This window comes from Agrobacterium vitis, assembly GCF_014926405.1.
GTDB lineage: Bacteria > Pseudomonadota > Alphaproteobacteria > Rhizobiales > Rhizobiaceae > Allorhizobium > Allorhizobium vitis_H.
Genome location: NZ_JACXXJ020000001.1, coordinates 118,261 through 131,246, shown reverse-complemented (window position 1 = coordinate 131,246; position 12,986 = coordinate 118,261). Strand labels below are relative to the sequence as shown.

At 61.7% G+C, this 12,986-nt stretch carries 13 protein-coding genes; 11 read left to right on the top strand and 2 right to left on the bottom strand.

Annotated elements, in window-relative coordinates; translation table 11 throughout:
• Positions 1-7: 7 nt before the first annotated feature.
• The gene (locus IEI95_RS00620; protein WP_194415534.1) at positions 8-313 is read right to left on the bottom strand and encodes an alkylphosphonate utilization protein; all 306 of its coding nucleotides are present in this window, start codon (positions 311-313) and stop codon (positions 8-10) included.
• A 518-nt stretch (positions 314-831) separates the two neighbouring features.
• Here IEI95_RS00620 and IEI95_RS00615 point away from each other — a divergent pair.
• From IEI95_RS00615 to IEI95_RS00580, 8 genes are all read left to right on the top strand, one after another.
• Positions 832-1,431, top strand: a complete 600-nt coding sequence (locus IEI95_RS00615; protein ID WP_194415532.1) for a hypothetical protein — start codon at positions 832-834, stop codon at positions 1,429-1,431.
• Between the two features lie 313 nt (positions 1,432-1,744).
• Positions 1,745-2,671 carry an ArdC family protein gene (locus IEI95_RS00610; RefSeq protein ID WP_194415529.1) on the top strand — a complete coding sequence of 309 codons (927 nt, stop codon included), beginning with the start codon at positions 1,745-1,747 and terminating at the stop codon, positions 2,669-2,671.
• Complete coding sequence (locus IEI95_RS00605; RefSeq protein WP_194415528.1) at positions 2,671-3,609, top strand: hypothetical protein; 939 nt, start codon at positions 2,671-2,673, stop codon at positions 3,607-3,609. Before IEI95_RS00610 ends, IEI95_RS00605 begins: the two co-directional genes overlap by 1 nt.
• Before the next feature lie 1,052 nt (positions 3,610-4,661).
• On the top strand, positions 4,662-5,819 hold the full coding sequence (locus IEI95_RS00600; RefSeq protein ID WP_194415526.1) for a tyrosine-type recombinase/integrase: 1,158 nt from the start codon (positions 4,662-4,664) through the stop codon (positions 5,817-5,819).
• On the top strand, positions 5,806-7,638 hold the full coding sequence (locus IEI95_RS00595; protein WP_194415524.1) for a site-specific integrase: 1,833 nt from the start codon (positions 5,806-5,808) through the stop codon (positions 7,636-7,638). The genes IEI95_RS00600 and IEI95_RS00595 overlap by 14 nt, the downstream gene beginning before the upstream one ends.
• Before the next feature lie 2 nt (positions 7,639-7,640).
• A complete protein-coding gene (locus IEI95_RS00590; protein WP_194415522.1) occupies positions 7,641-9,533 on the top strand; it encodes a site-specific integrase in 1,893 nt (630 codons plus the stop codon).
• A complete protein-coding gene (locus IEI95_RS00585; RefSeq protein WP_194415519.1) occupies positions 9,517-9,963 on the top strand; it encodes a hypothetical protein in 447 nt (148 codons plus the stop codon). The genes IEI95_RS00590 and IEI95_RS00585 overlap by 17 nt, the downstream gene beginning before the upstream one ends.
• Positions 9,964-10,467: 504 nt before the next feature.
• Positions 10,468-10,764 (top strand): DUF736 domain-containing protein, encoded by a 297-nt coding sequence (locus IEI95_RS00580; protein ID WP_194415517.1) that lies wholly within the window; start codon positions 10,468-10,470, stop codon positions 10,762-10,764.
• A gap of 88 nt (positions 10,765-10,852) precedes the next feature.
• On the opposite strand, the gene IEI95_RS00575 is transcribed toward IEI95_RS00580, so the two are convergent.
• Entirely contained in the window at positions 10,853-11,377 is a 525-nt protein-coding gene (locus IEI95_RS00575; RefSeq protein ID WP_194415515.1) for a DinB family protein, read from the bottom strand.
• Positions 11,378-11,476: 99 nt separating this feature from the next.
• Between IEI95_RS00575 and IEI95_RS00570 the strand changes: the two genes are divergently transcribed.
• From IEI95_RS00570 to IEI95_RS00560, 3 genes are all read left to right on the top strand, one after another.
• Entirely contained in the window at positions 11,477-12,130 is a 654-nt protein-coding gene (locus tag IEI95_RS00570) for a TetR/AcrR family transcriptional regulator (RefSeq protein WP_194415513.1), read from the top strand.
• A 58-nt stretch (positions 12,131-12,188) separates the two neighbouring features.
• The gene (locus tag IEI95_RS00565) at positions 12,189-12,464 is read left to right on the top strand and encodes a DUF736 domain-containing protein (RefSeq protein ID WP_194415653.1); all 276 of its coding nucleotides are present in this window, start codon (positions 12,189-12,191) and stop codon (positions 12,462-12,464) included.
• Positions 12,465-12,785: 321 nt separating this feature from the next.
• Positions 12,786-12,956, top strand: coding sequence for a hypothetical protein (locus IEI95_RS00560; protein ID WP_162996216.1), 171 nt, complete (start codon positions 12,786-12,788; stop codon positions 12,954-12,956).
• Positions 12,957-12,986: the final 30 nt, after the last annotated feature.

The following is a 12,986-nucleotide window of genomic DNA, read 5'->3' as shown; positions in this document are numbered from 1 at the left end:
GCCCTGATCAACGCTTGCGCACGAACTCGGTGCGCAGGACCAGGCCTTTGATTGCGTCATGCCGGCAGTCAATTTCTTCCGGATCGTCTGTCAGCCGGATCGAGTGGATGACCGTGCCCTGCTTCAAGGTCTGGCCGGCGCCTTTGACCTTCAGGTCCTTGATCAGCACGACGGAGTCGCCATCGGCCAGCACGTTGCCGGAGGCGTCGCGCACTTCTGCGGCTTTTGCTTTTTCGGCGGAAATCTCGGATGCCGGACGCCATTCTCCGGTTGCTTCGTCATAGACATAATCGTCGCCGCTATGATCGCTCATCTGCGGTGTTCCTTTCGCGAATACTGTTGGTCGGTCGTAACGCCAGATGCGCGTCTATCGTGGAAAGGCGGCGCAAGCAAATCAGGGTGTTCTGACAGGCACATCGGGCATATCGGCGATCCATTCTGACGACGCGGAGTTAGCCGTGGCGTCAGCAGGGAAGGACCAGCTTGCAGGTGCGGGCCTGGCGCGCATTTTGCATGACGTCCTTTTCGGCTTCGGCATCCGGGATCAGCCCCTTTGCCGTTCTGTCCTTCGGTTTCGTGGCGGTCTGAACCAGCGCCCGTCCGGTTCAAGGCCGCTGTCGCGCCGCAGGGCGGCCGGTCATGCCGCTCTCGACAAAACAGGCACGCGGGCTTCGCAGAACCGTGGGTTCCGCTTGCCCGCCCACCTGCTTCGCTCGATCAGGCCTGCCCGGACCCTGAACCGCCCGGCTTGCGCCGGTTCTTTTCGACCGCACCGAAGGACAGAACGGCCAAGGGGCCGAACGCTTCGGGCAAACCGAAAAGGAAACCACGATGGCAAAGCCCGCAAACTCTTCCCGTCAAGCTTCTCGCCCTGCCGCTCGTATCGTGCAGCTCCGCAAGGGCGCCACCCTCGAAATGGTCCGTCTGACATGCCCCGACGAAGCGCAGGCGCTCCGGATCGCCGAAAGCTTCGGAACAGCCATCCTCGACAGCGACGGCATCCGCGACATGCACGAGCGCCTTATCGTCGAAACCGCGACTGGCCTCTCCGATGGCCTCGGCGAACGGGCGATGCAGATCCATCTCCAGCGCATCGTCGGCGCCTATGTCGGATCGGCCCATGGCGCTGGCCAGTTCTACAGCAAGGCCGTCACCGAAGCACGCGATGCGACCGCCAAGGGTGCGTCGGACGCTCGCGACGAGGATCTCGATGGCCCGGTCGGTTACGACAGCGCCGCCCAGCGCAAGCGCGAGTTCGCAGCCGACATGGGTATTCAGGCCCACGCGCTCCGCCTGGCAGCTGAAGGCGCCGTCGCAGCCTACGAACAGATTGTCGGCGAAGCGTGGAAGCCATTCGATCGGCCGGTCGACAACCCCGGCCAGGCGCTCGACCGCAAGGCCGCCGCAGCACAGATGGACGCTCTCGGCTGAGACGTCTCCGGCGGAGCATCCAGCTCCGCCTTCGTCGGGACGAGGCCGCCTCACTCCGAGGCGGCCATTTTTTGTGTCGCCGTTGGAGTAAAGCTCAATGGGAATACAGAGGAAAGAGGAAGAGACGCGGGGCGACATCGCTGCCCCGTCCCGTTCGTCGGTCCTGCAGGATCCGGCGGCAAGCCGCAACGGCTGCGCCGTCCTTCACTGGCGTTCCGGCCGTTCCGGTGCGCCTTCGCCCCGATCGCTCCTGCTTTCGGCCCTCCGCGACGGGGCCGCGATGGGCGCGGCCTCCTGAAACGGAGGTTTGGAAATGAGCAGGAAAACAGCAAACACGCGGACCGATATCTATACACGCATCACCGACAGGATCGTCGCCGATCTGGAAAAGGGCGTACGCCCATGGGTGCAGCCGTGGAGCGCGGCCAATCTATCGGGCCGGGTGAGCCGGCCGCTTCGTCACAACGGACAAGCTTACACCGGCCTCAATGTTCTGCTTCTGTGGTCGGAGAGCGTTGCCAGTGGTTTCATGTCGTCAACATGGATGACGCTGCGCCAGGCAAACGAACTCGGCGCTCACGTGCGCAAGGGCGAAAGCGGCGCGACCGTCGTCTATGCCAGCCGCTTCACCAAAACCGAACCCGATGCGCGCGGCGGAGAGGTCGAGCGCGATATTCCCTTCCTGAAGGCCTATACAGTTTTCAATTGTGATCAAATCGATGGCCTTGCAGATCATTATTACAGTCGCCCCGAACCGATCGCGAAACCGCTCGAGCGTATCGAGCATGCCGATCGCTTCTTCGATAACACGGGCGCTGTCGTCCGTTACGGCGGCGACAAGGCCTATTATTCTCCTGCCTCCGACCACATCCAGCTGCCGCGGCCCGAACAATTCCGGGACATGGCCTCTTTCGTTGCGACGAGAGCGCACGAAACCTTGCATTGGGCGGGCGGTCCCGCCCGACTAAACAGGGACCTGAGCCGCTACCACAAGGATCGCCGCGAAAGGGCGTTCGAAGAGATGCTGGTGGAGCTTGGGGCAGCGATGATCTGCGCCGATCTGGGTATCGTGCCGGAGCTGGAGCCTCGGCCGGATCATGCCGCCTATATCCAGAGTTGGGCCGAAATCCTCGGATCCGACAAGCGGGCGATCTTCAATGCGGCGGCGCATGCGCAGCGCGCTGTCGCCTATCTGCACGACCTTCAGCCGCAGGCAGCTTCCGGACAGGAGGCGGCCTGATGCTACTGGTTCCGAACTTTACCGGGGACGGCGCGTCCTCCCCGATCCGGCTGCGGGCGCTTTCGCTCGGCGCCGGCGTCCAGTCCACCACCATGGCGTTGATGGCAGCGCATGGTGAGATCGGGCCGATGCCCGATTGCGCGATCTTCGCCGATACTGGTTGGGAGCCAAAAGCCGTCTACGATCATCTTGAATGGTTGATGTCGCCGAATGTCCTTCCGTTCCCGGTCCATGTCGTCTCGGCCGGCAATATTCGCGACAATCTCATGGACGCCGCCGCCGGCAAACGGTGGGCTTCGATTCCGGCTTTTGCGAAAACCGTGGCGCCAGCCGGGAGCGCACGACCGGTTCTCGATGAGGACGATGACGGCGAACTCGTCCAGATCGGTTCCCGCGCGACATCGCGCGAGACCGTATCGATCGGCATGATGCGCAGGGCCTGCACTGCGGATTACAAGATCGTGCCGATCCGGAGGAAGGTCCGGGAATTGTTGGGCCTCACGCGCAAGCGATCACCTGATCATGCGGTCGCCGAGCAGTGGATTGGTATTTCGACAGACGAGGCCAGCCGGATCAAACCCTCATTCGAGGACTGGCAGATCAATCGCTGGCCGTTGATCGAACAGCGCATGAGCAGGCGCGATTGCCTGGCCTGGTTGCGCCGTCATGGTTATCCGACGCCCCCGAAATCGGCCTGCATCGGATGCCCGTTTCACGATAATGGACGCTGGCGCCACATGCGTGATCATGATCCGGAAGCCTGGGCAGAGGCGGTGATAGTCGATCGAGCACTGCGGACCGGCATTCGACGCATCCGTGGCGAAGTTTATCTTCATCGCTCATGTGTTCCTCTTGACGAAGCCGACCTGTCGACGGCCGCCGATCATGGCCAACTCGATCTCTGGCCAATCGAATGCGAAGGCATGTGTGGCGTCTAGGGCAGAGTTCTGGCGCTGCGGTGACGGATCCGCTCCATTTGGAGCGGAAGAGGCACCACCATATGGTGGAACTCTGCCGTGAAAGACGCCGGCCCAGTCAGTTCCTGAAGCGGGGACACGTTCCATGCCGACCAGCCGTTGCGGTGTGGGGCGCTGAGGGCAAGGGGGATTGCAGCATAGCCGAGGCCCTTGCCGGTTGGGAGGAGACACCATCCAGTCGAAGATGGCTCTGCTGTCGAACGGTCGGTAATGCAGACTCACCCATCGGCGATGGCGTCGAAGGGAACTGCAGGTCCGCAGCCGTGACGTGGTGTGAGCATGGTGCCGAAAACGATTGAGCCAGCGGCGTGCTGGTTGTGAGTTCAACGATTGGTCTCGCGGCATGTCGTGGTCGATCCGGTTCGGACAGGCCACACCCACGCAGACCTCGATTGATCTGGTGTGACCGAAGGACGCCTTCGTCTCGATCGCCTTGGCCGCAACGGCCATACGCAACTTTCTTCCCCTGCGAACAGGTTCGCATTCCTCGCGGGCCAAGAAAGCCGCTCCCGGCCGTCCTCCACTTCGTTCCGACCGCCAGCGGTGCGGCGTCGATCGCCGTCGGTCTTAACACCGTCATCGAGGACGCGATGGGCGCGGCCCGAGCAAACCGGAAAAGGAACACGACAATGGCAGTCATCGGCGAATTCACCACCAACGGCAACAACTCCTTAGGTCATGCCCTAAGAAGTGTCCTTTAGCGCCATTGTTTGGGGTCTTGGCACACAGACGTCCGGGTCAAGCGTTCCCGCAGCGCAGCGAGGACAACGCTTGAGGCGGCGGCGACACCTCAAGCTTGTCCATGGGGTGCAGGTATTGTCCTGCACCCCTGCCACGTGGCGAACGGGAGAGCGCGAGGGGAACCCCTCGCGTCCAAAGGAAGACTCGCGCCGAAGGCGCTCCGCTTATTCTTTCTTCAGCGTTGTCATCTGTCCGTTTCGTCGAAGGCATAGAGTCGTGGGCGATGTCGATGTCCTTTTGCGCCTCCGGGTGCCTTGCTTCCGGAGAGCGGGATGGTTTCGATTGTACGGGCGGTGCCTGGTGTTGACGGGATTCCGGCCGGATTTCCGATTTTGCTCGACGCGCAGATGTCGATTGTGGAACCGGCCTTCAGTTATTTGCTCGAACTCGCCACTATCCCCGGCCGCTCTCACGCGCTTGAGACGCTGCGGACGTATAGCGAGCACCTGCATGATTGGTTCGACAGCCTGGAGCAGAGCGGGCTGGAATGGCGCTTCGCGGACGAAGGAACCATCGCCGCCTACCGCAATCGGATGCTGTCGGCACCCAGCCCTCATACCGGGCGACCCTATGTGCGCTCCACGGTGAATGATCGTGTCCGGACGATTTGTCGCTTTTATTCATGGGCGCATCGGCGGGGTCTGATCGATGCCATACCTTTTGATTATGTCGAGGTGTCGCTCCGGTCGGGACACCGGCAGGGCATGCTGGCGCATCTGGATCACCGGCCGCCAACTGTGATGGCAAACATTTTGACGATTTCGGAGGTTGAGCGGCTGCCTCGACCGCTCCGGATCGATCAGCTCCAATGCTTGTTCCGGCATCTTGCCTCACCTTATGATTTGATCGCCGAGTGGGCTTTGGCAACCGGCATGCGCCGCAAGGAGCTATGCGGCTTGCAGCTTCATCAGGTGCCGAGCATCGCTCATCTCGATATAGATGAGAACCCACTCATCGGGGTGCCGCTGGCTGTCACAAAGGGTGATCGGCCGCGAACCGTCTATCTGCCGCTGCGATTGATCGACCGGACCCACTGGTATGCGGGGGAGCAACGCGCGGTGCTGGTGAAGCGGCGGAGATCCGAACCCGGGTACCGTGCGCCAACGGCGCTTTTCCTCAACAGCAACGGTGATCCGGTTTCAAGAGCGAGGTTTTCAGCCGCGTTCGGGGCCGCCTTTGAGGCGGCGGGGCTGACAGGATCTGGCCATTGGCTGCGCCATACCTTTGCGATGACCATGCTGGTGCGCCTGCAAAAGCAGGCGGTGACGAAGCCGGATCTCAATCCGCTGAAGATTGTGCAAGTCTTGCTCGGCCATGCGTCGATCCAGTCGACAGCTATCTACCTGCGCTGCGTGGAACTCAACGCCGATGCACTCGCTGAGAGCCTTGCCTACCTCTACGGTGAGTTGGTGCCCGATGGCCGTCCGTAGAGGAAGCCCGATCGATCGCCGGTTTGCGGTTTCCGCCGCGCGACCGGAGATCACGATTTCCCGGCTATCGACGAACACGATCATTTTCGTGGATGCGTGGGGCAAGCCCGAGCAACGCTTCGACCTCGATCAACTCATCAGCCTGCCGGTCGATCTGCGCGACCTTCTCATCGACGCATTTCGCGAGCATTGTGCCGGTCAGAGGCTGGCAACGCGTCGCACGGCTTGGGGAGCAGTCCGCCGTTTCGCCCGCTTCGTCGCCGACGATGGCATGATCAGGCAAGCCGGCGACGTCAATACCGCAGCGATCGGCCGGTACGTGCTCTGGCTCCGCAAGGAGGGTGCCTCGCGAGCGGCGCGTGGCGCACATGCCATTGCCTTCGATCTGCTGCGTCCCTTGCTGTTATGGTGCCGGCGCAATCGACCAGGTGTGCTTCCCGTCAGTCTCGACATTCCATGGAACGCGTTTCCAGGTCGCCGGACCAGTCAACAACCACGACGCAGGCTCTCTGCCGACCATATCAAGGCGATCCTTCGTGCTTGTTATGAGGAGATCGACGAAGCATGGACGCGGTTTCAGCATGGGCAGGATGTCATCCGCCGTCCAGAGCTCCCGCCGAAGACGCTACGCGGTCAGGGGCTCGACCGATGGATATGGCGCATTGCCAGGATTGACGACGGCATGATGCCGGATGTCGCTGCTTTGGAGGAGCACGGCATCAAGTCCAGCACATTGGTGAAGTATTGGGGTGGCTCCCGTACCATGACCCAATATTTCCACATCACCACCGACACGCTCGTTCCGTTCTTTCTGGCAATTGCCATTCAGACCGCCGCCAACCCGGAAGCACTGCGTCATATTCGCCGGGATTGCCTCGTTCCTCACCCCCTCGATGAGCACCGTGTCATTATCGACTGGACCAAGGCCCGTACCGGCTCTCGACTCCAGAAGGCGCAGCGGCGCACCTTCGACCGGCGTCGGCGCTACGCTGCGCCGAATCTGATCGAGATGATGCTGGCCATGACTGCACCAATCACCGCCACGGCGCCGTCGGCAGAGCAGGATAAACTCTTCCTGACGCGCAGCATATTCAGGGAGCACGCTCGCGGCTCCCTTCGCAGCCGCACAGGGACCATCGAGCATTCCGTCCTCAGGCGCGCTATCCTCAGATTCACAAAACGCGCGAACTGCCGGATCGAAGAATGGAATGCGGCACATCCAGATAGACCACGCGAGGCGATCACCAATTTTGCTCCGGCTCTGTTTCGAGGAACGGTCGCCACCGAGCACTACCGTGCCTCTGGCGGCGATGTTCTCGTCGCACAATCTCTTCTGAACCACGCCAGCGTTGCAACAACCGAGAGCTATCTCAAGGGCGAGGAGACGACACGGTTCCAGCGCCAGACGATCGCTCGCCTGCAAGAGACGATGATCGCCTGGGTGCGCGGGCCAGCCGGAGGCGAGCCGGCGCCAGCCTCCGGCGAGACCCGTGCCACTGTTCTCTTCGGTCACGATTGTTTAGCCCCGGTCGTTTCCGGCCGGGAAGGCGGCGAGCGCCTGTGCCCGCATTTCGGCGGATGCCTTGCCTGCCCGGGCCTGGTCATTCCAATCGACCCAGAGCATCTGGCACGTATTCTCGCAGCCAAAGACCGCCTCGAGCAGGCCCGCATCCGGCTAGATCCACGGCGCTGGAGCCTGCTCTATGCGCCATCATGGAAGATCCTCACTCAAGATATCCTTCCTGACTTTCCATCGGAGATGCACGAGGCCGCACGCAAACTCGCCGCCAATATGCCGGCCCTGCCGGAACTGGAGTGATCATGTCGGCACAAGCCCAGCAGATTTCCCATTCACACGTCCTTCGGCCCATATCGTCGCGGTCGTTCTGGAGCGATCCTCAATGGCATTTCGACAAGGCGCGTGCTGACCTGCGATCCTATCAGTTTCTCATTGACTGGGCCTTCGCTCAGCCGGATGGCAGCTGCTTCACCGATGAACGGTGGCGGCATTGGCTGGAAGACGCGCGCGCTTTCATATGGTCGCTTCACGTCGATCCGCCGTCAGGCCGCCGGCAGGCTCGGCCACGAACATTGGTTACGATCTCGCTGAAGCTTCGTCTTCTGATCCGGTGGATGGCGGACCAGAGCATGCGCGGTTTTGACGAACTGGATCGCGATACGGCCGAGCAGTTCATGCAGCACGTGGCGGGACGACAAACGCAGTCTGGTGCGTCGATCAGACCAAGCACCAGGCAGGCCTATGCCAACCTCCTGATCACCCTTTATCAACAAAGGGCCAAGCTCGCCTCTCCCCCTCCGGAAAGCCCCTTCGGCGATGAACGGGCCAGCCGGTTCTCCGGCTTCCATCGTCACACCGTTCGCCGCTTGCCCTTCACCCCGGACGCCATCGCTGTTCCCCTCATATCGGCGGCAATCCGTCTGATAGGCCAGCCGGCCGACGACGTGGTTGCACTGCGCGACCGCGTCTTTCCTGTCCGTCTGGATGCTCAGGGGCAATCCCTTTTTATCCACCGGGCGACAGTCCGGACGCTTGTGTCCTCCTTCCACTTTTCCACGCCCGACGGTGAGGAAGCCCCGTGGCACGCGCCACTCTCCGGGCTGAAGGAACTACGGTTACTGATCAACCGGATTCAGGAGGCATGCTTTGTCGCGATCGCCTATCTGGTCGGCGCACGGGTCTCCGAGATCCTAACGCTGGAGGCGGGCTGCATCGAGGAGCATTTCTCGGCGGACGGAAGCGAAGCATTCGCCTATCTCCGCGGGCGGATATTCAAAACCGCGGCAGGTGAGACCGGAACGCAGCATCTGTGGCCGGCTCCGCCGCCCGTCCGGCGCGCGGTCGAGGTGCTGCATCGTCTCTCGGAGCTACATCGCGCCGAGACAGGTCGGTCGGAACTCTGGCTCTCCCTCGCTGGCCGCGGCATTATCGACGCTCGAACCCCGGACGTCATCACCGCCGCTTCCCTCATTATCCGGTTGAATGAGCGGTTTGCGCCTTTCGTCGATTTGCCCCGCAATGAGGATGGCTCCTTCTGGCATCTGACCACACATCAGGGCCGCAAGACTTTTGCCCGTTTCGTCGGCAAGCGCGACCGCACCGGCCTTCACGCCCTCCAGCATCATTTCGGGCATGTAACCCGCATCATGACCGACAGTGCCTATGTCGGCACGGACTTTGATCTTGGCGAACTCGTTGATGCACAGACGCTGGAGGAGACGCGCAACGCTCTGGAAGAGACGCGCAACGCTCTGGAAGAGCTACTTACCTCCGCACGCCTCGGCGGCAAGGCCGGGCGGTTGATGTCTTCGCGATCACGTTTCCGAGGCCGCACACGCGACGGTGAAGTTGCCGCCTATGTCGATTTCCTGATCGAGGACAGCGGCATGCGGCTCGGCGTCTGTGACTGGGGCTATTGCGTCTATCGTGCGGAGACAGCAGCTTGCATGGGCGACGAATGCGGCCCGAACCCGCTCTGGCGCACCGAGAGCACCTGCGCAAGCTGCGCCAATTTCGCAGTCAGCGATCGTCATCGGCCTGTCTGGCAGGCCCGCCTCGAACGCAATCTCGCTCTGATCGGCGACCAGCGCCTCGACCAGGCTAGCCGTGCCCTTGCCAGAACGCGCATCGCCGAATGCGAGCGCATCCTTTCCGATCTTTCCGCAACAGGGGGATCTCATGGCGAAGGCACATGACAAGCGCATGGAGGCGACTGCCGAGAAGCTGCGCGCCGCGCTCGATCGCCTCATCCAGGGGGATGGACAACGCTCCATCGTCCCGGCCTCGCGCCTGACGGTTGCGGCACTGGCGCGCGAAGCCGGCGTTGGCCGCAATGCCATCTATAGCAACCACCGCGCCATTCTCGACGATCTCAACCAAGCCCTCCAGCGGCAGAGCCGTTCCGACCGGGGCCGCCGCGTCGAAGACAGGATTTCCGAACAGCGCGGTCTGATCGAAGAGATGCAGGTGCAGATCCGACAACTCGCGACCGAGAACGCCGGGCTCATGCGGCGCGCCGTCGAAGCAGAGCGTCGCGCCGACAGGGCCGAACGGCGCAGCGCATTGTTGACGAAGGAGGTCGACATCCTCCGCCGTCCTGCGCTGCTGCGGCCAAGGGGTGAGTGATAGGGTGTGGCGCTGGACAGTGATGTTGCCCAGCTGTTCTCGTGCAATTCATCGGCGGCGCTGGCCAGCTGATCTCGCAGAATGCAGGACGGCGAGGCTTATCTTCCTTCTCATCACAATGAGCCATTCGGACTTGATACAAGATGGGGCGCGATTTCCGGCATGCCGTCGCCGACCGGCTTCCACCGTCATGAACCAGGTGTCTTCTCCTCCATAGAGCTGCCCGAGACGCGTCCACTGCGGCCTTTCTTGCTGGCGTATCTCACACCGGGTTCGCCTGCTGTGCAGCCCGACCTCGATCCCGCAACAGCGCGATGCCGACCTTCTTCCCCGCCGTACTCGGCTAAAGCCTGCGCGCGGCTTCCTCGCGATAGCCAAGAAGCTCGTCCCTGCGCTGCCCTCCATTGCATTTCGGCCCTTCGGGTGCGGGCCGGTCGCCCGGTGTTCTCCGATCGCCATCAAGGCCGCGGTGGTCGCGACCTGATACAGCAACGGAGAAGACAAATGGCTCAGATCGGCACTTTCACCCGCAACGAAGACGGCTCTTTCGCCGGAGTTATCAAGACCCTCAACCTCAACATCAAGACCCGGCTGGTTGTGGCCGAGAAGGAAAGCGACAAGTCGCCCGACCTTCGCGCCCTCGCGGGTACCATCGAGATCGGCGCCGGCTGGAAGAAGACCGCCAAGGAGACCGGCCGGGAATATCACTCGGTCAAGCTCGACGACCCGAGTTTCCCCGCTCCAATCTACGCCAGCCTCGTCGAGAACGAGGACGGTTACGCCCTCATCTGGTCACGCTGAGGTGACCAATTGCAGGACGCGGCGCTCCACTCCGGAGCGCCGCAGTTCCGCAAAGGGTGAGCCCTCGGAGAGGCTCTTCGACAGTTCATCAAGCCGGAACGGACCGTGCGACACCTTGGTGCCGCCGCGCCGGCTCGGCCTGATGAAGATAAACGGCGAAGGTGTCCCAAGGTGGGGTGGTGGAGAGTTGCCACAGTATCCGCCCGACCTCGCCGCGATGATATCCTCCATGCAGGGCAACATGGGTCAGCATTTCCTCCCTGGTCATGTAGCCCTTGTCGCCATCGGTGAAGCTAAACGGGATCGCCTCGGCCAGAGTCTCGGGCGCGACGCCGCGAAGGTAATTGAGATACCATTGATCGGACGATGTTACCGCAGCGCGCAGTTCGCCCAACGTCGGCGTATCGTCTGTGTTGTCGGATGTATAGCCATGCTGCGCACCGGTGAGATGCGCTGCGAAGATCCGAGCCACGACATAATAGTGGTTGATCAGGCGCAAGGCGGTGTGCAGCTCGGCCTTGTGCTGCTCCTGATCCAAAGTCGTCAATTTGTCGAACAGGTCATCATTGGCCCAAGCGTGATAGCCGTAGAGTTTTTGAAGCAATGTGCTCATGAGATCGGCCCTTCCAAGTTTTCCGAATGTGAGTAATTTACTCACATTCTGTACAAGGAGCGTCCTTTGTCTACTCGCATTGCAAAGCAGCAACCGGACATGCGCAAGAAGCCGCGACAGGCCCGTTCCCGTGCCACGGTCGAAGCGATCCTTCAGGCCGGAGCTCGCGTTTTGAGCGATGAAGGCTGGGCCGGTTTCACGACGAACAAGGTCGCAGACCTGGCTGGAGTGAGCATCGGCTCGCTGTACCAGTATTTTCCGGACAAGCTTTCTTTGGTCGATGCCATTCGTCGGCGGCATCTTGATGACTGCATTGCCGTCATGCGGCAATCCAGAACCGAAGGGCTGTCACCAGTGCAGTTTGTGGCGAACCTCGTTCGCGCCATGATCGCCGCCCATAGCATCTGCCCCGGCCTACATAGGGTACTGCTCGATGAAGCCCCAAGCTCGGATGACTATCGCAATCCCAACAGCGAATTTGAGATCGAATATATCGGTTACTATGCAGAGGCCGTAGCTACCTATCGGAACCGCCAGCCCGGCGAGAGCGATCGAACCGCCGCGCTGATCATTTCCGATGCGATAGACGGGGTGATCCACAATGCGGCGCGTCGCGGCATGTTGGCGGATCCGATAGTGCAAAGCGAACTTATTCGGTTGGTCAGCCTGTACATCAATGATCGAGGTGAAGCACCAGGTTGGCCTACATCAATCCGGCAAAAGGACACATCGGAAGTGTCTTTCACGGAATAATTAAGATATATCAATGTCTTATTTGTAAGAAGACAGTTGAAAACTGACCTAAAACGGCATCATCGGCAGCGTGCGCACGCTCACCGTCAGCATGAAGGCCCGCCTGAACCCCATCGAGCGCGTCTCGCGCGACGCTCCGGACTTCCGCATCACCGCCGGCAACGGCGTCGAGGTCGGCGCCGGCTGGAAGGCGGTCTCCAACGACGGCGAGGAATACATCTCGGTCAAGCTGGACGACCCGAGCTTCAACGCCCCGATCACCGCAGCCCTTTGGCCGGGCGAGAAGGAAGGCGACTACGCCCTCATCTGGAACCGCCCGAAGCGGGAGGCCTGATCACCGCCGAGGAGCTCCGCCGAAAGGCGGGGCTCTTTTCGTGTCGCAAGGGAGAGCCGGGCGCAGGCATCGAGCCTGCTTCCGGCTTTTTGGGGTGCCACACTGGAGGTGGGGGAACTGCTCAGTTCGTCCAAGGGTGCCATGGCGAACCGAAGGCGTCCAGCACGAGCGGCGCCTCCAATTTGCTCCTTCCGCCGATGGCGGCTTCCGCAAATCGGCTCCTCCACTCGCCGCCTCCGGCGGTCGCGTCCCGCGATGCTGGACCCCTCCGCTTCGCCATGACGCGCTGCGTCGTCTTTCACAAACGTCAAGGAGACGACGATGACGATTTCTCTCGAAATTCAGCGCGAAGAGCTTAAGGCCGAACTCAGGAATGCCTGCGATCCGGCCGAGCGCCGCCAGATCGCGGCGGAGCTGGAGATGGTGCAGGCCGAGCTTGCAGCCATCGAGGCCGAGCAGGACGGCCGCGTCAGCGCGGAGCCTCCTTTCTAGGAGGCTTCCATGATGCTGCCGCTTCCGGCA

Coding starts and splice junctions, on each gene's coding strand:
- IEI95_RS00610 (WP_194415529.1), top strand. CDS start 1,745: ATGAGCAGGAAAACAGCAAACACGCGGACCGATATCTATACACGCATC.
- IEI95_RS00560 (WP_162996216.1), top strand. CDS start 12,786: ATGACGATTTCTCTCGAAATTCAGCGCGAAGAGCTTAAGGCCGAACTC.
- IEI95_RS00600 (WP_194415526.1), top strand. CDS start 4,662: ATGGTTTCGATTGTACGGGCGGTGCCTGGTGTTGACGGGATTCCGGCC.
- IEI95_RS00620 (WP_194415534.1), bottom strand. CDS start 313: ATGAGCGATCATAGCGGCGACGATTATGTCTATGACGAAGCAACCGGA.
- IEI95_RS00580 (WP_194415517.1), top strand. CDS start 10,468: ATGGCTCAGATCGGCACTTTCACCCGCAACGAAGACGGCTCTTTCGCC.
- IEI95_RS00570 (WP_194415513.1), top strand. CDS start 11,477: ATGCGCAAGAAGCCGCGACAGGCCCGTTCCCGTGCCACGGTCGAAGCG.
- IEI95_RS00615 (WP_194415532.1), top strand. CDS start 832: ATGGCAAAGCCCGCAAACTCTTCCCGTCAAGCTTCTCGCCCTGCCGCT.
- IEI95_RS00585 (WP_194415519.1), top strand. CDS start 9,517: ATGGCGAAGGCACATGACAAGCGCATGGAGGCGACTGCCGAGAAGCTG.
- IEI95_RS00595 (WP_194415524.1), top strand. CDS start 5,806: ATGGCCGTCCGTAGAGGAAGCCCGATCGATCGCCGGTTTGCGGTTTCC.
- IEI95_RS00590 (WP_194415522.1), top strand. CDS start 7,641: ATGTCGGCACAAGCCCAGCAGATTTCCCATTCACACGTCCTTCGGCCC.
- IEI95_RS00575 (WP_194415515.1), bottom strand. CDS start 11,377: ATGAGCACATTGCTTCAAAAACTCTACGGCTATCACGCTTGGGCCAAT.
- IEI95_RS00605 (WP_194415528.1), top strand. CDS start 2,671: ATGCTACTGGTTCCGAACTTTACCGGGGACGGCGCGTCCTCCCCGATC.